Source organism: Asanoa sp. NPDC050611, from assembly GCF_040654855.1.
GTDB lineage: Bacteria > Actinomycetota > Actinomycetes > Mycobacteriales > Micromonosporaceae > Asanoa.
Window position 1 is genome coordinate 1 of the sequence record NZ_JBFAIU010000127.1, and the last position, 19,457, is coordinate 19,457.

14 protein-coding genes and 2 pseudogenes are annotated in these 19,457 nt (G+C 71.6%); 5 read left to right on the forward strand and 11 right to left on the reverse strand.

Annotated elements, in window-relative coordinates:
* The 3 genes from AB0H87_RS20410 to AB0H87_RS20420 form a co-directional block, all read right to left on the reverse strand.
* Positions 1-1,128, reverse strand: a 1,128-nt coding sequence (locus tag AB0H87_RS20410) for an ROK family protein (RefSeq protein WP_360147588.1), incomplete at its 3' end; no start/stop codon positions are given.
* Positions 1,129-1,350: 222 nt separating this feature from the next.
* Positions 1,351-2,163, reverse strand: a complete 813-nt coding sequence (locus AB0H87_RS20415; protein ID WP_360147591.1) for an ABC transporter permease — start codon at positions 2,161-2,163, stop codon at positions 1,351-1,353.
* Positions 2,164-2,185: 22 nt separating this feature from the next.
* Complete coding sequence (locus AB0H87_RS20420; protein ID WP_360147594.1) at positions 2,186-2,944, reverse strand: ABC transporter permease; 759 nt, start codon at positions 2,942-2,944, stop codon at positions 2,186-2,188.
* 77 nt (positions 2,945-3,021) lie between these two features.
* On the opposite strand from AB0H87_RS20420, the gene AB0H87_RS20425 reads away from it, so the two are divergent.
* Entirely contained in the window at positions 3,022-3,264 is a 243-nt protein-coding gene (locus tag AB0H87_RS20425; RefSeq protein ID WP_360147597.1) for a hypothetical protein, read from the forward strand.
* Positions 3,265-3,926: 662 nt separating this feature from the next.
* Here AB0H87_RS20425 and AB0H87_RS20430 read toward each other — a convergent pair.
* The 3 genes from AB0H87_RS20430 to dnaG form a co-directional block, all read right to left on the reverse strand.
* Positions 3,927-4,859, reverse strand: coding sequence for an ABC transporter ATP-binding protein (locus AB0H87_RS20430; RefSeq protein WP_360147600.1), 933 nt, complete (start codon positions 4,857-4,859; stop codon positions 3,927-3,929).
* Between the two features lie 68 nt (positions 4,860-4,927).
* Positions 4,928-5,455: a hypothetical protein gene (locus AB0H87_RS20435; RefSeq protein WP_360147603.1), complete on the reverse strand. Its 528-nt coding sequence runs from the start codon at positions 5,453-5,455 to the stop codon at positions 4,928-4,930.
* Positions 5,456-5,460: 5 nt separating this feature from the next.
* Positions 5,461-7,314, reverse strand: coding sequence for a DNA primase (gene dnaG / locus AB0H87_RS20440; protein WP_360147606.1), 1,854 nt, complete (start codon positions 7,312-7,314; stop codon positions 5,461-5,463).
* Between the two features lie 403 nt (positions 7,315-7,717).
* On the opposite strand from dnaG, the gene AB0H87_RS20445 reads away from it, so the two are divergent.
* Entirely contained in the window at positions 7,718-7,975 is a 258-nt protein-coding gene (locus AB0H87_RS20445) for a hypothetical protein (RefSeq protein WP_203705556.1), read from the forward strand.
* A 314-nt stretch (positions 7,976-8,289) separates the two neighbouring features.
* On the opposite strand, the gene AB0H87_RS20450 is transcribed toward AB0H87_RS20445, so the two are convergent.
* Positions 8,290-11,121, reverse strand: coding sequence for an AAA family ATPase (locus AB0H87_RS20450; protein WP_360147610.1), 2,832 nt, complete (start codon positions 11,119-11,121; stop codon positions 8,290-8,292).
* A 744-nt stretch (positions 11,122-11,865) separates the two neighbouring features.
* Between AB0H87_RS20450 and AB0H87_RS20455 the strand changes: the two genes are divergently transcribed.
* The 3 genes from AB0H87_RS20455 (at position 11,866) to AB0H87_RS20465 (ending at position 14,572) form a co-directional block, all read left to right on the forward strand.
* Positions 11,866-12,897, forward strand: a complete 1,032-nt coding sequence (locus tag AB0H87_RS20455) for a winged helix DNA-binding domain-containing protein (protein ID WP_360147613.1) — start codon at positions 11,866-11,868, stop codon at positions 12,895-12,897.
* Positions 12,898-13,046: 149 nt separating this feature from the next.
* The gene (locus AB0H87_RS20460) at positions 13,047-14,093 is read left to right on the forward strand and encodes a hypothetical protein (protein WP_360147616.1); all 1,047 of its coding nucleotides are present in this window, start codon (positions 13,047-13,049) and stop codon (positions 14,091-14,093) included.
* A complete protein-coding gene (locus AB0H87_RS20465) occupies positions 14,090-14,572 on the forward strand; it encodes an HIT family protein (protein ID WP_360147619.1) in 483 nt (160 codons plus the stop codon). Before AB0H87_RS20460 ends, AB0H87_RS20465 begins: the two co-directional genes overlap by 4 nt.
* 1,074 nt (positions 14,573-15,646) lie before the next feature.
* Here the strand turns inward: AB0H87_RS20465 and AB0H87_RS20470 are convergent.
* From AB0H87_RS20470 to AB0H87_RS20485, 4 genes and pseudogenes are all read right to left on the reverse strand, one after another.
* A pseudogene (locus AB0H87_RS20470) lies at positions 15,647-17,335 on the reverse strand (GNAT family N-acetyltransferase); the annotation flags it as partial.
* An 11-nt stretch (positions 17,336-17,346) separates the two neighbouring features.
* Entirely contained in the window at positions 17,347-17,880 is a 534-nt protein-coding gene (locus tag AB0H87_RS20475; RefSeq protein WP_360147622.1) for a GNAT family N-acetyltransferase, read from the reverse strand.
* On the reverse strand, positions 17,880-19,058 hold the full coding sequence (locus tag AB0H87_RS20480) for an acetoin utilization protein AcuC (protein ID WP_360147625.1): 1,179 nt from the start codon (positions 19,056-19,058) through the stop codon (positions 17,880-17,882). Before AB0H87_RS20480 ends, AB0H87_RS20475 begins: the two co-directional genes overlap by 1 nt.
* An 8-nt stretch (positions 19,059-19,066) precedes the next feature.
* Positions 19,067-19,457: pseudogene (locus AB0H87_RS20485) on the reverse strand (hypothetical protein); the annotation flags it as partial.

The window sequence follows — 19,457 nt, forward strand, 5'->3', positions numbered from 1 at the left end:
GACCGATCCGATCAGGGGGATCCGGGCCTGCTCGACGGTGTCGCGGATGCCGACCAACGGGAGGGAGCGTCGGTAGACGACGCTGCGGATCTCGGCCAGCAGGATGTGGCCGAGTTGGGCCAGGCCGCCGCCGATCACGATCATCGAGGGGTTGGCGAAGCTGACCAGGCCGGCGAGCACGCCGCCGACGCGGCGGCCGCCGTCGCGGATCAGGCGGATGCAGACCACGTCGCCCTCGATGGCGCCTTCGGCGACGTCGACCGCGGTGACCACGCCGTTGGCGGCCAGGCGCTCCGCCAGCGCCGGCGAGCCGCCCGCGCGGGCCGCGGCAGTCGCATCCTTGGCGATCGCGGCGCCGCTGAACAGGGCCTCGAGACACCCGACGTTGCCGCAGGAGCACATCGGACCGTGCGAGTCGACCTGGATGTGGCCGATGTCGCCGGCGCAGCCGTCGGTGCCGCGATAGACCTCGCCGCCGAGGTAGATGCCGCAGCCGATGCCGGTGCCGATCTTCACGAAGAGGAAGTCGTCGACCGAGTGCGCGACACCGCCGTGACGCTCGCCGATCGCCATGATGTTCACGTCGTTGTCGACCACCGCCGGGCAGCCGTGCTCGCGGGTGAGCAGCTCACGGACCGGGAAACGGTCCCAGCCCGGCATGATCGGCGGTGACACCGGCACGCCGTCGCGGAAGCTGACCGGGCCCGGGACGCCGATGCCGACGGCGTCGAGGCGCTCGTAGGCACCGTCCACCTTGGCCTTGTGCAGCAGCTCGTTGACCCGCAGCAGGATGCCCTTGGGGCCGCTGCGGATGTCGGCGGGCTCCGCGTACGCCGCGACCTGCTCCAGCCGCCCGTTGACCACCTCGACGTCGATCGAGCTGGCGCCCAGGTCGACGGCCGCGAAGCGGAGCTTGGGGCTGAGCTCCACAAGGGTGGAACGGCGGCCGCCGCGGGAGGCGGCGAGCCCGGCCTCGGCGACGTAGCCCAGTGAGACAAGGCGTTCGAGCTCGGCGAGCAGCCGTGGCCGCGGCATCTCCAGCCGGTCGGCGAGCTCGGCGCGGGAGACCGCGCCGTTGTCGCGCAGCAGCCGGAGCAGCCGCAGGTGCAGTGGCTCAACAGCCCGCACGGCACCCATCCTTAGGTCGACCCGTTCACACCGGCGCAACGTCCGGGTGTTGTGCACGACACAGTATGAGCTTCCGCTGTGGGTGTAAAGAGCTTCGGATCTCTTGGAGATAACTTTTGCTGGGAGCAACAAAAGCTGTCGGCACAGGCAATGAATCTTCGCGGCAGTGCGACGGAGATGCCGGTTTCGTCCGGCCAAAACGCGCTGACGTGCGGTGATGCGCTACTTACATAGGAGCGTCGTCATGCGCCGGCCGGCGATCACGAGGCCGACCACGGTGACGAGCAGAAGATAACCGACGTCGATCAATCCGCCTAGGACTTCGTCGGTGCCGATCGATATGCCCCGGATCAGGTCGACCGCGCGGTACAGCGGCGTGACCTCGACCAGCCACCGCAACGCCGGGTGGTAGCTCTCCGCCGGCACGAACGTGCCCGAGAACAGGAACAGGGCGAACTGGACGGATGCCATCAGGTCGAAGTCCTGCCAGCTGCGCATGAACGTCGCGAGGGACATGCCGAGCGCGCCGAACGCGAAGCCGATCAGCACCGCGGCCGGGAACGCCAGCAGCGCCCGGCCGGCCGACGTGAGGTCGAGCGCGACCATCACCACGAGGAACGCGGCCGAGTAGAGCGAGCCGCGGACCATCGCCCAGGCCAGCTCGCCGAGCGCGATCTCGAAGGGCCGCACGGGGGTGGCCAGCATCCCCTCGTACAGCCGCATGTATTTCATCTTCCCGAAGAAGTTGAAGGTGGTCTCGGCGAGCGCACCGGTCATCGCCGCGGACGCGAGCATGGCCGGCGCGACGAACGCCGCGTAGTCGACGACCGCGCCGCTCGGCAACGTCAGGTCGCCGACCAGGCTCCCCACGCCGATGCCGATCGACAGCAGGTAGATGACGGGCTCGGCGAACCCGGAGATCATCACCAGCCAGTACGCCGAGCGCAGCGCGTCAGCGTTGCGGCCGGCGACCGCCGCCGACCGGCGTACCGGGCCCTCGAAGCCGACCAGCCGGGGCAGGACCAGCGCTACCACGATCACTCCTCGTCTGCGGGCCTCAGAAGACCAGCCGCTTGCGGAACCGTGCGTGCGCGAGCCACCAACCGCCGCCCGCCCACAACGCGAGATAGGCGACGTGCCCGGCCGCCGACCACGCGGGCGCGACACCCAACGTGGCTGCCCGGCAGAGGTCGACGGCGTGCCAGAGCGGGGTCAGGTAGGCGATCCAGCGCAGGACCGCCGGCATCGTCTCGACCGGGAAGAAGACGCCGGCGAACAGCGACATCGGCAGCACCGCGAACCGGAAGAGCAAGGCCAGGTAGCTGTCGGAGGAGATGCTCGCGCTGTAGGCGAACGTCGGCGCCGCGACCGCGCAGCCGAGCAGCAGCACGATCGGCAGCGTGGCCAGGGCCCAGGGCGAATGGAGGGCGCCGAAGAGCGCCGAGACCAGCAGGAAGGCCGCCGACGAGAGCAGCGCGCGAAAGACCACGAACGCGAGGTGGCCGCCGAGAACGTCGCCCACCCGCAGCGGCGCCGCCGCCTGGCCGAAATAGATCTTGTGCCACTCGAAGTTGCCGAGCACCGGCCAGGTCGCCTCGCCGACGCCGACCTGCAACGCGGTCGACGCGATCAGCCCGGGCACGACGTAGTCGAGATAGGACACTCCCCCCACGCCGCCGTCGACGTAGGCGCCGACGCCCACCCCGAAGCCGAGCATGGTCAGCAGCGGCAGCAGGAACGAACCCAACGCGGAGCCCCGCCAGGTGCGGCGGTAGCCGACCAGGTGGTATTCGAAAACGGCCACGGCGGCGGTCATGGCCGCGCTCCCTTTCGGGTCGGCCGGCCAGCCGCGCCAGTGAGTGCGCCGGGCCGCCGCAGGGTAAATCGACGACCGTGGAACCTCGCGGCAAACCCTGGTGGCAGCTGACGAACACACCGACGATGGCGCTGTTCCTGGGCTGGTTCTGGCTGGTCATCGGAGTTGCGCAGACGACACTGGCGGCCTTCGACGACGACGGCGGCGGCGCGCGCCGTGCGGTGCGGCTCGCGCTTGCCGTGCTGACCGTGCTGCTGGGGCTCGGCTACCTGGCTTCGGCGTTCGCCCACCGCCGGCGGACCCGCGACGAGCAGCGGTAGCCACCCGCCGCCATACCGGACCCGGTCCGGACCCGTCTCCGGCCAACCAACCCGCGTCCTTTCCCATGCCACAGCCAACCGGCCAGGCCGCGCCGCCGCCAGCCGACCGGCCAGCACCCATCGCCGCGCCGCCGTCCGCCTACCAACCCGCGCCGTTGTCAGCTGACAAACCCACGCCCGTTGCCGGGTCGTCGCCAGCCGACCAGCCCGCACCCATCGCCGCGCGGTCACCAGCCCACCAGCCCGCACCGTTGTCAGTCGCCAAACCCGCGCCCGTTCCCGGGTCGTCGCCAGCCGACCAGCCAGCACCCATCGCCGCGCGGTCACCAGCCCACCAGCCCCCACCGTTGTCAGCCGCCAAACCCACGCCCGTTCCCGGGCCGTCGCCAGCCGACCAGCCAGCACCCATCGCCGCGCGGTCACCAGCCCACCAGCCCCCACCGTCGTCAGCCGCCAAACCCACGCCCGTTCCCGGGCCGTCGCCAGCCGACCAGCCCGCACCCATCGCCGCGCGGTCACCAGCCCACCAGCCCGCACCTTTGTCAGCCGCCAAACCCGCGCCCATCGCGGAGCCGTCGCCACCCGATCAGCACCCCACCGCGGAGGTGCGCCGGTCACAGCGACGCTCGACATCGCACCGGTCCGGCCGCGACCCGCCCCCATCAGTCCACCAACGTCCGGCCGGTCAGGTGCAGGAAGACGTCTTCGAGGGAGCTGCGCCGGACCAGCACGCTCGCCGGCTCCAACGCCCGCTCGTGCACCGTGGCCACCGCGGCGTCGCCGTCGTCGACGTAGAGCAGGACCCGGTCCGGCAGGGGCTCGACCCGCTCGCCGATGCCGGCCAGCTTGTCGACGAACGCCTCCTGCGACTCGGCAGCGAAGCGCAGCTCGACCACCTCGCGGGTGGAGTGCTCGGCGATCAGCTCGCGCGGCGAGCCCTCGGCCACGATCCGGCCGCCGTCCATCACCACCAGCCGGTCGCAGAGCTGCTCGGCCTCGTCCATGTAGTGCGTGGTCAGCACCAGCGTCACACCCTGGCGCTTGAGCCGGAACAGCCGCTCCCAGACCAGGTGCCGGGCCTGCGGGTCGAGGCCGGTGGTCGGCTCGTCGAGCAGCACCAGGTCGGGCTCGTTGACCAGCGCGCGGGCGATGGTCAGGCGCCGTTTCATGCCGCCGGACAGGGGCTCGACCTTGCTGCCCGCGCGCTCGGTGAGCTGGACGAACTCGAGCAGCTCGGCGGCCCGGGCGCGGGCCACCTTGCGCGGGATGCCGAAGAACCGGGCGTAGGTGGTCAGGTTCTCCGCGACCGTCAGCTCGGGGTCGAGGTTGTCGGTCTGCGGGCAGACGCCCAGCCGGGCGCGGATCGCCGGCCCGTCGCGCGCCGGGTCCATGCCGAGGATGCGTAGCCGGCCCGCGGTCACCGGCGACACACAGCCGATCATGCGCATGGTCGAGCTCTTGCCCGCACCGTTGGGACCGAGGAACCCGAACGCCTCGCCCGCCCGCACGGAGACGTCGATGCCGTCGACGGCGGTGAACCCACCGAAGCGTTTCACCAGCCCCGTCGCCTCGATCAGAGGCCTGCCGTCAGTCACATCGCGGACCATAGCCACGGCGTACGACGAAACGACAGCGGTTATCGGCGCCCGCTGAGCAGAATCGGTCAGAGGTCCTTGGGTGTGGTCGCCGCCTGTGCTTCCGCCACGAGCGCGCCGGTGGCCGCGACGACGTCCGGTGTGGACGTTTCGGTGCCGGGGTCGTACCGCACCGACCAGGCGAGCCCGTCACGGCCGCGGACCTTGCGGGCGACCACCCGCACGCCGCCGCCGGCGACGACGTGGTGCGCGGTGTACGAGACCGAACCGGTCACCCGGGCCCGCACCTGCTCCGGGATCTCCCGCGGCTCGACCAGCAGCACGGTCTGCGCCGGCGCGTCGGCGAGCACCTGGTAACCCTCGCGCTCCTCGACCACCTCGGCCGCCGTCACCGTCAGCTCGCGGCCGGACCAGACGGCCTTGTGGATCCGGTGCCAGTCGAGCCGGTCGTGTTCGGGCAGGCGCAGGCCGCGGTCGGTGGCGACGACGTACGGGCCGGCCTGCGTACGCGACCACGCGATCACCCGCTCGTCGGGCTCGAGCGTGACGCCGGCGTCCGCCGGCAGCTTGACCTTGCGCCGGAACAGGTCCCACATGCCCGTCACAGTCCACCCACCGCCTGTTCGCGCAGGGCGCGCGCGTGCTGCTCGAGGGAGAACAGCTCGCCGGCCAGCGCGAGGTACTGGTCTTTGCTGGTCACCGGGTTGATCCGCTGGACCTTCGACTTCAGCTCGCGGATCCGGGCGTCGGTCGCGCCCCACTGCAGCCGGGCCAGCAGCACCGAGACGTAGTGCGGGTCCGGGTCGCCGTCGCGCAGCATCGGCTCCACCGCCAGCTCGCCGACCAGTGCCTTGCCGGTCAGGTCGCCGCAGGCGTCGCGTACCCGCTCGATCCAGACGGCGCCGCTGGTGCCGCTGACCGCGCCGCCGGCCTCGGCGATCGCCTCGCGCACGACCCGCAGCGGCTCGGTCGAGTAGGCCTCGGCACCGATCGCGTCGAACATCGGCCCGGCCAGCACCGGCACCTGGATGGCCAGCTTGAGGGCCTCGCGTTCGACCCGCGACTGCGGGGTGTCGGCCTGGGCGGCGGCGGCGTTGGCCGCGGCGGTCGCCGTCGCGGCGGGAGCGTGCGCACCCGCCACGGCCCGCTGCACCGGCTCGATCTCCATGCCGAGGTCGCCGGCCAGCTTCCGGACGTACTCCGGCCGCTTCTCCCGGTCCTTGATCTTGGCGACGAGTGGCGCGGCCCGGCGCATCGCCTCGACCCGGCCGTCGACGGTGTCGAGGTCGAACTTCTGCAGGATCTGCCGCAGCGCGAAGTCGACCATCGGCTCGCGGCGCGCGACCAGGTCACGCACGGCGAGGTCGCCCTTGGCCAGGCGCAGCTCGCACGGGTCCATGTTGTCGGGGCTGACCGCGATGAACGTCCGCCCGACGAAGCGCTGGTCGTCCTCGAACGCCCGCAGCGCCGCCTTCTGCCCCGCCGCGTCGCCGTCGAAGGTGAAGATGATCTCCCCGGCGAACGCGTCGGTGTCCATCAGCAGCCGGCGCAGGACGCTGATGTGGTCGCCGCCGAACGCGGTGCCGCAGGTCGCCACGGCCGTCTTGACGCCGGCGAGGTGGCAGGCCATCACGTCGGTGTAGCCCTCGACGATCACCGCCCGGCCCTGCCGCGCGATCTCCCGCTTCGCGTGCTCGATGCCGTAGAGCACGTGCGACTTCTTGTAGAGCGGCGTTTCGGGCGTGTTGAGGTATTTGGGGCCATCGTCGTCGTCGAACAGCTTGCGCGCGCCGAAGCCGATGATGTCGCCGGACAGCTCGCGGATCGGCCAGACGAGCCGGCGCCGGAAGCGGTCGATCAGCGAACCGGAGCGGGCCTCCCGGGCCAGCCCGGCGGTGACGAGCTCCTGGCTGGTGAAGCCCTGTTGGCGCAGGTGGCGGGTCAGCGGGTCCCAGCCCTCGGGCGCGAACCCGCAGCCGAAATCCTGCGCGGCGGCCCGGTTGAAGCCGCGCTGGGCGAGGAACTCGCGGGCCAGCCGCGCGCCCGGGGTGGTCAGCTGGCCGGCGTAGAACTCGGCGGCGGCCAGGTGCGCGGCGACCAGGCGCTGCTTCTGCCCCTGCTGCTGGGCCCGCATCGGGGCGGGGCCGCCCTCGACGTAGCGCAGCTGGATGCCGGCCCGGCCGGCCAACCGCTCCACCGACTCGACGAACGTCAGGTGGTCGACGTCCATCAGGAACGAGATCGCGTCGCCGCCCTTGCCGCAACCGTGGCAGAAGAAGACGTTGCGGCCCGGCGCGACCGTGAACGAAGGGGTCTTTTCGTCATGGAACGGGCACAGGCCCTTGAGGTTGCCGCCACCGGCGCTCTTGAGCGTCACGTGCTCCGAGATGACGTCGGCGATCGCGGTCCGCTCGCGAACGAGCGCGATGTCCTCCTCGCGGATCCGGCCTGCCATGCGCTCCCCTCACCCTGTCCTCCTCCATCCTGCACTGCCGTGCCGATCTTGGTGGGGGTGGGTGTGCGCTGCTTCACGGCCTTCCCGCGGCTACCCGAGCAGGGGGCGTGACCGTCGGGGGGTCGGTCACGTCCCCTGTGTCTCCCACCACCGCAGCCCCTTGGCGGTACGCCGGCGAGGACCTTGACGCTCGGTTCTATCGAGCCTGCGCGCGAAACGCCACCCGGACATCCGCCAGGTGGCCCATGTCTGGAAGGCCATTTGCATACGTACGCCATTTCGGGGGTCACGCATGGACGTCAATGTCGGCCTGTTCGCCGTTATCTCAGCCACCCGCCCGGACGAAGCTCTTGGTTGAGCGCTGGGGCCGCCGGCGCCGGAGCCTTCGGAGAAGGTGTCGTAATTGAGCATCCTTGGTCGTGGTGACGAACACCTCCACTACAGCGACAGCTCACACCGCTGGGTAGCGCCACCACACATCGAGCAGAGCGTCTGGGAGGCGAGCCTCCGCGCCCACCTGGGCCGCCACCTGCTCACCATGGGCGGACGCGACGAGGTCGACCAGATCGACCTGCCGCGCGCCTACATCCCGCGACAGCGCGGAGCCTCCAAGCCGACCCCCGAGGCGAGCGCAACCAGGTCATGTCGCCGCGCCGGCTGACGACCCTGGGTCGCGGCTACGGATCGGTGCCGGTCGGGCGATGGCTCGGCCGACGCCGCTCCACCACGGCAGGCCGCGCCTGCCAACGCTGCGGCTGCGGTGCGAGCCCACCCCGCCTCGGCGCGTACCGCAGCCGCCGCCGCTTCGGCGGCTGGGACTGCACCTGCCGCCCGCCCCGGCCGGGCATCCCCGGGCAGCGGGGTGCACCACCGCTCTGACCGCGCCGACTCCACGGACATTGATCGGACGCCACATCGGGCCGCCTCCACCCGATGTGGCGTCGCCGTGTGTGTCCAAACCAGAAGACCGAATTGTCAGGTCACGACATGGGCAGTGAGGTCGCGCTGACTCGCCTCGCGGGCGACGTCGATGCGGGACTGCAGCTCGAGCTTGGCGAGGATGTGGGAGACGTGGGTCTGCACCGTACGTTTGGAGAGGAACAGCTGCGCGGCGATCTGCGGGTTGGACATGCCCTGCGCGACCATGCCGGCGACCCGGACCTCGGTCGGGGTGAGCGATTCCCAGCCGCGCCGGGCCTGACGGTGGCGGACCCGTGGGCCGCGTCGGATGCCGTACGACCGGAAAGTCGCCTGCGTTCGCGCCAGATCCCACTCGGCGCCCAACTTGGCGTACAGCGCGAAGGCATCGGTGAAGAGGTTGCGTGCCTCGGCCATTTCGCCGCGTTCGGCTAGCGCCAGCGCGGCCGCCTCAAGTGCCTGCGCCCGGGGCAACGGGCGGCCGGCGGCTCGGTAGCCGTTGGCCGCCTCGAGCAGGCCGGCCGGGTCGTTGGTCAGCAGGCTGTGGCAATGCAGGGACACGGCCCGCCGGTGCGGTGCCGGCGAGCTCTCACCCGCCGCGACCGCGCGCTGGGCGATCGACTTGGCCACGGCCTTGTCGCCGACGGCCATCGCCAGTCGCACCGCGTCGGCCAACAGCTCGACCGACTCCTCGGTGTCCTGCACGTCGGACATACCGTCGAGGAGCACCGCCAGGGCGGCATCGAACGACTCTTCACGCTCGAGTTTGAGGCTCTTGGCCATCGCGTACGCGCGGCAGATCCGGTCGCCGGTCAGGTCGTTGAACTGGGCCGCGGCGGACAGGTGGCGTTCACTGTCGGGGTCGCCGCGGTGGAGTCGGATGGTGGCGGCGAGTCCGTGCTGCGCGCAGTCGACGACGGGATTCTTCGACACGCCCAGGGAAAGCTCGATCTCGACTAACGCGTCGTCCCACTTGCCGTTGTCGAAGAGCAGCTCGCCGAGCGCGCTCTGCGCCTGGGCGAGCCGGAAGAGGTTGCCGACACGGTCCGCAGTGTGGCGCACCGTCCGCGCAACCCGGATGGCCTCGTCGTAGCGGTCCATGACGCCGAGCGCCACAGCCTGGTTGATTTGCAACAGCAATCGCAGGTCGGCAAGGCCTGGGTCCTGCTCGGTGACGGCCAGGGCGCGTTCATAGAGCGGCAGCGCGAGCACGGTCTCGCCGCGCATGCCGTGCAGGATGGTCTGCACGAACAGCGACCAACCCATACCCCACGGGTCGCCGGCCTCGGTAGCGGTGGACAGCGCCCGTTGGGCCACCTCCGCGGCCGCGTCGATCTGTCCGAGCGCTCGGTGCGCCCGGGCCATCAGGACGAGCAGCCGACCGCGGTGCTGAGGACCCATGCCCGGCGAACGTAGAGCGCGCTCGAGCGGGTCAAGTGTCTCGTGGTGCCGCCCCGTCACCGCGTTGCAGGTGGTCAACGTCCAGTGAAGGTCGACAAGCAGGTCCGGGCTCTTGACATGGACGAGCGCGGCCGCGGCGACCTCGGCAGCGCCGACGGGGTCACCGACGCGGACGAGCGCGTCGGCGAGCCGGCACGCGATGACGTCGTGCGACGGCGCACCGACGGGCGTGCCGCTGAGCGCCCAGCGGAGCATCGGGATCGCGACCTTCGGCGCCTGCCCGACGAGTTGCGGTGCCGCATCGGCAAGCCAGCCGACAACCCAGGAGTCCACCGCGCTGGCTGCGCTGTCATCGTCGACTGTGGGCCGGAGCTGGCGCGCCACCCGTTCGGCTGGGGCGCCGTCGTCGGCGAGGGCCTTGGCGGCGTCGCGATGCCATGCGGCCCTGATCGCGGTTGGCATGCCGTCGTAGAGGCAGTCGCGGATCAACGGGTGCCGAAACGCCATCTCGTTGCCACTGTCGAGGACCACCCCCGCGAGAATCGCCTCATCAAGGATGGGAAGCAGCTCGGGCACCCGCCGCCCGGCGACGATGGCCAGTTCGTGCACCGAGAAGTCGATGCCGAGCAGCGCCGCGACGCGCAGCAGGTCGCGTGCCGGCGCGGACAGAAACGCCAGCCGGTCAGAGATCGCAGCAGAGAGCGATCGTGGAGCGGTGGTCTTCGCCGCCTCGACAGCCTCGCCGGTACGCGTCAGGGCGTCGGCGCGCACCAGGACGTCGACGAGCTCCGTGAGGTAGAGCGGGTTCCCGCCGGCACCAGCCGCGAGCTCGAGCAGCTGTGTGCCCGGCGTTCCCTCGACCAGCTGCGCGACGAACTCGGCGACCTGGTCGACATCGAGGTGCGCGATCTTCAGCACGTTGGGCTCGATGGCGCGCCGCAGTGCCGACACGTCGTCGCGCCGCGGGATCGTGCGGGCCGCGCCGACGACCAGCAGCGGCATGTGGTCCACACAGCGCACGAGGCGGCCCAGGGACTGGACCGTCGCCGGGTCGGCCCATTGGACGTCGTCGACAACGAGCATCGTCGGCCGTGCGCCGCACAAGCCCTCGATGAGCGTGAGCAGCTTCTCCGTCGCGGCGGGAATGACCTCCATGCGGTTGCCGACGCCCGGGTCGGCGCGCAACAGGTCTGCGATCTGCGCCTGTTCGTTGGCGGGGACGTCCGGATGACCGCCGAGTGCCTCGATGATCGGCAACAGGGGAAAAGCCTGGCTGAGCTCGTCGCAGACCGCCCATAGGACGTTGACGCCGGCCGCCTGGGCGGCTGCCGTCGCGGCGCGCACGAGCGAGGTCTTGCCGATGCCCGGCTCACCCTCGATCAGGAATGCGCGGCCGTGGCCGGTGCGGAGATCATCGATGGCATGCCGCAGAGTGCCCAGTTGGCGGTTCCGGCCGATGGGATCGACAGCTGCCCGCGCCTCCGCCACCGGGACTCCCTTCCGCTGCGCCGTCGAGGGTTTTCCACCCATTAGCCGGCAGTCTATAAATCCGGCTTATGCGGCGATTACGGTCGTGAAAGTTGCAGATTGCATGCGAGATAGCAGGAAAAACTAAGTCAAACGTATCTATTGCTCGCATCCAGGTGACGATCCGCCAGGTGGCGTAAAGCCAACTGTCCGTAGTGGGGCCGTCACTTTGCGCTTGTCTGGCGACACTTCCTGCTGCACTATCTTCCTAAAACCTGGCCAGGGTGTATCGACAGCTCTCAGTAGGAGCCCGCCATGCAGAAGCGTAGACTCCACGCCCTGTTCGCCAGAACGGTGGCAGTAGCAAGCGTCGCCGCCGGCATCGCCGCCGTATCGCTCTCCGGCGCGTTTGCCAACTCGGCAGCATCACACTTTTCAGCCGCGAAAGCGCCCACCTCCGTCGTCGGGATGCTTTGGCACGACCTGTAATTTTGCACCAAGTCAGGCCACATCGGAAGAGCCTGACTATGCCGGATCGGGTGGAGGCGAACCACTAGATCCGTCTCAGCGCAAGGGTTATGGCCAGCCAACCCGTACCATGGGCGGCGGCAACCTTTGATCGAATCGGCGCCTGCGGAGGCCGAATCGCTCTTGGGTTGCCGCCGCTCACAGCTTTGTGGGGCGGCCGGTTGGCACGACAACCAGCCTCTACGCACATCGCCACCGAGACATCAGCCACCTGGCGGATATGACACCGTTACCGACATGACCCGCGTCCTCACCGCTCACGAACTGAACCGGACGCTCCTGCACCGCCAGTTGCTGTTGGAGCGTTCCCAGCAAGATCTGCCTGTGGTGCTCGAGCGGATGGCGGGTCTACAGGCGCAATACAGCCCAGCGATCTACATCGGCCTCTGGTCCCGCGCCGCCAGCGTCGAACGCCCCGCCGTCACCCGCCTCCTGCACGACGGGGAGATCATCCAGGGCACCCTGCTGCGCTCCACCATCCACGCGGTCAGCCGACGCGACTACTGGCCTTGGGCGCTCGCCATCCGCGAGGACCGCCGGATCCAGGCCCTGCGCGCCTGGCGGGGCACGCCGTCACACAACGAGATGGAGCAGGCCGCCGCCACCCTGCGGGCGGCGCTGGCGGACGGCCCGCTCAAGCAGGGCGAGATCGACAAGCTGATCGGCGCCGACCGCCGGCGCGGCATCAGCCTTTGGCTCGACCTGATCCGCCAGCCACCCAGCGGCACCTGGGAACGGCGCCGCGCCGACCTTTACGGGCTCGCCGACGAGTGGGTCGGCCCACCGCAGGGCACCGCCGAGGACGGCCGGGTCCGGCTCGTCACGAGATACCTGACCGGCTTCGGGCCGGCCACCCGCAAGGAGATCGCCACGTGGGCCGGCCTGCCGATCGCCACCGTGACCGCGACGCTGGCCGACCTGGATACCACCACCTACCGCGCCGAGGACGGCACCGAACTCGTCGACCTCGCCGACGGGCCGATCGTCGACGGCGACACCGACGCACCACCGCGCTTCCTGGCCAACTGGGACGCCGCGCTCCTCGTCCACGCACGACGGTCGGGCATCCTGCCCGAGGAGTTCCGCAAACGGATCTTTCACGTACGCGCGCCGCAGTCATTCCCCGTCTTCCTCGTCGACGGCGCGGTCGCCGGCACCTGGAAGGCCACCGACGGCCCGCTCACCTACGACGAGTTCCGCCCGCTCACGGCCACCGAGCGCGAACGACTGCACGCCGAAGGCGAACGGCTCGCGGACTTCCACGCCTAACCCCTAAGGTCGTGCCCGTGCGAACAATCCGCGCGACCGCCGTACCCCTGCTGCTCCTGCTGTTGATCTCGGCCTGTGGTCAGGGGTCGCCGGCCGCGGACACTCAGGGTCAGGCCCCGAGCCCACCTGTGACGACAGCGTCAGCTGACGTGACCACACCGGCACCGGGCAAGGACGGCATCGGCAGCGGCCCGACGCCCAAGCCGACGGCCAAGCCGGCCAGCTTCGGCAACCCGGGCGGAAAGGCCACGGTCCCGGCCGACGGCCGGGCGGAGAACACCAGCAAGCCGACCAGGACGATCGGCACGGGCACCAAGGCCAGCTGCACATCGGCGGCCGTGGTCAAGGCGGTCGCCGCGGGCGGCGTCATCACGTTCAACTGCGGCCCGGATCCGGTCACGATCACGATGGCCGCCACCGCGAAGATCCGCAACGCCAACGGCCCCAAGATCGTGCTGGACGGCGGCGGCAAGGTCACGCTCAGCGGGGGCGGCAAGCGGCGGATCCTCTACATGAACACGTGTGACGAGGCGCAGGGCTTCACCACCTCGCACTGCCAGGACCAGGACCATCCCCGGCTGACCGTGCAGAACCTGACGTTCACCGGCGGCAACTCGACCGGCGACGAGACAGAGGGCGGTGGCGGCGGGGCCATCTTCGTACGCGGTGGCCGGTTCAAGGCCGTCAACACCAAGTTCGTCGACAACCGGTGCGACGCGTCCGGCCCCGACCTCGGCGGCGCGGCGATCCGGGTCCTGAGCCAGTTCCACAACGAGCCGGTGTACGTCGTCGGCAGCACCTTCCAGGGCGGGGTCTGCTCCAACGGCGCGGCCCTGTCCAGCATCGGTGTCTCGTGGGTCGTGCTGAACAGCGTGTTCACCGGCAACAAGGCGATCGGCAGCGGCGCGAACCCGGCCCGCTCGGGCACACCCGGCGGTGGCAGCGGCGGCGCCATCTACCTCGACGGCAACCTGTTCACGCTGCGCATCGCCGGCTCGGTGGTGCGGGACAACACCGCCAAGGAGGGCGGCGGCGGGGTGTTCTTCGTCAGCAACGACCGCACCGGCACGATGCGCGTCGAGAACACGACCTGGAAGGGCAACCGCAGCGCCGGCTTCGAGACCAGCGGCTTCCCCGGTGTCTTCTTCCTCGGCGCCCGCCCGCCGACGGTGACCGGCCCGTCGCTCAAGCGATGAGGGTCCCGTTCGACGCCGCCGCCTACGAGCAGCGGGTCCGCACCGGCCCCTGCTTCGTCTGCGCGACGCTGCGCGGTGATCCCGATCATCGACACCACATGGTGTACGAGGACGGGACCTGCGCCGCGTTCCTCAACCGCTTTCCCCCACTGCTCGGCTACACGCTGGTGGTGCCCCGCGCGCACGTGGTCGACGTGACCGGCGACCGGCAGCTCTTCCGCCACGTCACGGACGTGGTGCACGACGTGGCGGAGGCGCTCAAGCTGGTGCTGGAGACGGAGCGGATCTACCTGATGTCGCTGGGCTCGCACCAGGGCAACGCCCACGTGCACTGGCACGTGGCGCCGCTGCCACCCGGCGTCCCGTACGAGCAGCAGCAGTTCGCGGCCGTCATGAGCAGCCGCGGCATCCTGCCGGTGACCGACGCGGAGCAGGCCGCCCTCGCCGCCCGCCTCCGTGCCGCCATTCGACCGTCCTGATCAGTTGTTGCGCCCGCTCGCCTCGCGGTAGGCGTTGACGACCGCGTCCCGCGTTCCGCTGTCGACGCGCAGCAGGTTGAACACGGCGGCGATGCAGAGCGCGCTCTGGATGGCGGTCAGGCCCTGGCCGGGCACGACCCCCGGCAGCAGCGGAAGCAGCAGGGCACCGGCTCCGAGCGCCACCGACGGCACGACCCGGGCCGCCCAGAGGCGCAGCCGGGCGGGCGGGACACCGGCGCCGGCGGTGGCGCGGGTCCAGTCGTTGCCGACGAGATCCTGGGTCATCGCCACCACCGAGGCGTACGCGTCGCGGTAGGTCTGTCGATCGTGGGCGCCCGCCACCTGGAACCCGATCCGGCGCAGCCGGTCGGCCACCAGCCGGCACCGGTGCCGGTCGTCCTGCCACTCCCGGGCTCGGGCGCCCGCCGCCCACATCTCCCAGGGGACGACGCGTTCGACCTCCCGCGCGCTCGTGGCGAACAGGGTCGCCGCCTCGCGCCGGCTGTGTGCGGAGCGCCAGGCCCGGCGTTCGAGCGGGGCCAGCCCGAGCAGGAGCCAGAGGAGCCTGGTGGCCACCATGTGCGCCGGCGACTTCGTCCGTCCGCGCCGGGCGAGCCGGGGCCACGCGACGTACCGGCGGAACAGGATCCGCACCTGGTCACCGAGGTAGAGGCCGATCAGGAAGCCGCTGGCACCGGCCACGCCGGCCAGGACCGACATCGTCCAGCCACGTTGCTCGCCGGACGACGCGAAGGCACCCAGGGGGACGGCGAGGTAGAGCATGGCCAGGCCAACCCAGGCGAGGTTGCGGCGCCACCGCTGATGGTCGAGGCGCCGGACGAGCAGCACCGGCACGGCGGCGAGGCCGTATCCCACCACGTATGCGCCGGCCCGCGGCACGGTGGCGAGCTCGTCGGTCAGGTAGGTCGCCAGCAGCAGCGGGAGGCCGACCATCGCCGCCAGTGCCACCAGGTCCAGCAGCCGCCGCTGCCAGGACGACAGGGGCAGGAGTCCGTAGACCGCGCCCTCGACGCTTTCGCGGCGGAGCAGCGGCGTCAGCGACCGCACCTGCTCGCGGCCCGGCAGCGGCGGGGCCAGCACCACGGCCAGCGCGTCCACGCCCGGGTCGACGGCGGCCTCCGCCAGCCGGTCGCCGAACTCGTGCGCGCCCGCCACCGGGCCGACGTCGGTCGGGTAGCCCCCCGCGACCTCCAGGCCGTTGGCGGCGCACGCCGTCGCGGCCAGTGTGGTCAGCGCCGGTGAGTTGCCCACGATGCCGACCCGCCGGCCGCCCGGCAGCGGCTGCGTCGCCAGCAGCGCGCCCACGTCGAACAGCTCGCCGACCGTGTCGACCCGGACCACGCCGGAGCGGGCGAACAGCGCGCGGACCGCCGCCGGGTCGGGGCCGCGTTCCGTGCTGCCCGGCGAGCGGGCCGGCGACGCGACCGCGACGATCGGCTTGTCGCGCCCGATGCCGCGGGCCAGCCGGGCGAACTTGCGCGGGTTGCCGAACGACTCCAGGTACAACAGGATCACGTCGGTGCCGGGGTCGTCCCGCCAGTACTGCAGCAGGTCGTTGCCCGACACGTCGGCCCGGTTGCCGGCCGACACGAACGTCGACAGGCCCAGGCCGCGCCGGTCCGCCTCCGCGAGCAGCGCGACGCCGAGCGCGCCCGACTGGCTGAAGAAACCGATCCGGCCCGGCGCCGGCAACCGCGGTGCGAGGGTCGCGTTGAGCCGTACCGCCGGATCGGTGTTCGCGATCCCCAGGCAGTTCGGGCCGACCACCCGCATGCCGCGGGCGTGCGCGTCCCGGATGAGCGCCGCCTGAGCCGCCGCGCCCGCCGGGCCGCTCTCCGCGAAGCCGGCGCTGACCACGACGAGGGCGTGCAGCCCGGCCCGGCCCGCGTCCTCGATGACCTCCGCGACGTGCGCCGGCGGCACCGCGACCACCGCCAGGTCGAGGGCGACACCGGCGTCGGCCGCGCTCGTCACCGCCGGGAGGCCGCCGACCCGCTGCGCACTCGGGTGGACCGGCACCACCGGGCCGGCGAAACCACCGTCGCGCAGGTGCCCGAGCACCGCCGCCCCGACGCCGTGGCCGCTGGCGCTCGCGCCGTACACCGCGACACCGCGGGGTGCCAGCAGTCGGGTGATCGACCGGGCCTCGGTGCGGTGCTCGCGCCGCCACTGCACCTCCAGCGAGCTTTCCGTCGGTGCGATCGGGAACGCGAGATGCACGACGCCGTCGGCGTAGCGGCGTTCGACCTCGTACCCGAAATCGGCGAAGACCCGCAGCATCGTCGCGTTGGCCGGCAGCACCTCGGCGACGAACCGGGAGATCCCGGCTTCCCGCGCCGCGGCGGCCAGATACTCCATCAGCAGGGGTCCGATACCGCGACCCTGGTACGCGTCCTCGACCACGAACGCGACCTCGGCGTCGCCGGAGTCGGGGCCGAGCCGGTCGTACCGCCCGATCGCCGCGATGCGCCCGGCCACCTCGACGACGAACGCCTCCCGGTCGCGATGGTCGACGTTGACGAAGCGCTGCAGGTCGCGTTCGGGAATCCGGGGGTACGGCGAGAAGTAGCGCAGATACCGGGTCCGCTCCGAGAACCGCGAGTGCGCCGCGACGACCTCCGACGCGTCGTCCGGCTGGATCTGTCGCACATGGACGGTGGTGCCGTCGCTCAGTAGGACGTCCGCCGACCGCTGCGTGGCATGCTCGGTCACGACACCCCCTAGCTCTCGCCCCAACCCTATGACCGGGGCGGTCAGGGCTCGATCGGCTTGCGCATCTTGATCAAGGGCACCGGCGTGCCCCCGGTCGCGTCGGTGAGCTGTTCGACGGCGACGAATCCCGCGGCCGCGTACAACGGTTGCCCGGAGAGGGTCGACATCAGCTCGAGCGTCCGGAAACCCTCGGCGCGCGCCGCCTCCTCGCAGCGGGTCAGCACCAGACGACCCACACCGCGCCGGGCGTACGCGGGATGCGTGTACATGGCCCGGATCCGCGCCGGCTCCCTCGCGGGGTCGAGCAGCGCCGCGTCGCGGCCGGCCGAGTGGTCGCCGCCGTAGAGGGTGGCCCGGCGGCTCCATCCCCCGCAGCCCGCGATCGCGCCGGCGCCGTCCGTCTCCACGAGGAAATAGGTCCCGTCGTCGAGCAGCTGCGTGTCGACGCCCATGATCGCCCGGCTCGACGCGATCTGGGCGGGGTCGAGGTACGCCCGCTGCAGCTCCTCGATCGCGGCCGTGATCACCGGGGCCAGGGCCGGCAGGTCCGCGCGGGTCGCGACCCGGATCCGCATCAGTCGCGCGGGTCGAGCGGGTCGAGGCCGAGCAGCGGGAAGACCGCCGTCCGGGTCTGGGTGACGGCCCGGTCGACGGCGTCGTCGCTGGCCGGCTGCCAGGGCTCGAACGCGAGGTCGCCGTCGTCGGTCAGGCGGTGCGGGACCTCCCGGCCGGGCGCCCGCGCGGCGGCCAGCGCCCGCCAGCCCGGCGGGGTCGGCAGCAGCGGGTCGAGCGGGTCGCCGGTCGCGGTCGCGAGCAGATGGGTCCAGGCCCGCGGGACGACCTCGACCAGTGCGTACCCGCCGCCGCCCGTGGCCACCCAGCGCCCCTCGCACAGCTCCTCGGCCAGGTCGCGCATCGCGATCTGCGCGGCGCGCTGGCCGTCGACGGTCAGCCGCAGGTCGGCGAGCGGGTCGAGGCGGTGGCTGTCGGCGCCGCACTGGCTGAACAGCACCTGCGGGCGGAACGCGCGCAGGACGCTCGGCACCACGGCGTGGAAGGCCCGCAGCCAGGCGCGGTCGCCCGTACCCGGTGGCAAGGCGATGTTGACCGCACTTCCCTCGGCGTAGGGGCCGCCGATCTCGTCCGGGAAGCCCGTGCCGGGGAACAGGGTGAGCGGCGACTCGTGGATCGAGACGGTGAGCACGCGCGGGTCGTCCCAGAAGATCGCCTGGACGCCGTCGCCGTGGTGGACGTCGATGTCGACGTACGCGATGCGCTCGGCGCCCTGGTCGAGCAGGCGCGCGATGGCCACGGCCGGGTCGTTGTAGACGCAGAAGCCGGACGCCCGCCCCGGCATCGCGTGGTGCAGCCCGCCGGAGATGTTGACCGCGTGCCGGGCCTCGCCGCGCCAGACCGCCTCAGCCGCGGCCATCGTCGCGCCGGCGACCAGGGCGGAGGCGTCGTGCATGTGGTCGAAGACGGGGTTGTCCGGGGTGCCGAAGCCGTACCCGCGGAAGAACGGGTCGTGCGGCGCGGCGCGGACGGCGTCGAGGTAGTCGGGCCGGTGCACGCGGGTCAGCGCGGCGTCGTCGGCCGGGGTCGGCTTGACGATCCGGACGCCGTCGCGGTCGAGGACGCCCAGCTCGCGGGCCAGCGCGATGGTCAGCTCGACCCGCACGGGGTCGAGTGGATGATCACCCAGGTCGTACCCGAGCAGGTCCTCGTCCCACACCACCACGGCGCCGTCCGGCATGGCGCTCATTATTCCCCGGTCGCGACCGGGCGGCTCGGGTCGGTGATCCAGTCACTCCAGGAGCCGACATAGAGAGCGGCGTCGGTACGCCCGGCGCGGTGCAGGGCCAGGATCGTGTGCGCCGCGGTGACGCCGGAGCCGCAGTAGGCGCCGATCGGGCTCGTTGCGTCTCCGAACGCGGCGGCCAGCTCGTCCGCCGGCTTCAGGCGGCCGTCGGGTCGGCTGTTCTCCGTCGTCGGGCGGCCCGGGCCTTTCGCGGTGCCGCCTTCGCCGCGATGCGCGCCGGCGGGATGATCGTGCGGTCCCGTTCCGGAGTAGGAAATCAATCGGCCTGCAGCGGCCGGCCGGCGCGACGCCGGGATCTTCGCGCATGAACCGCCGCCGGCCCGGCACCGATCC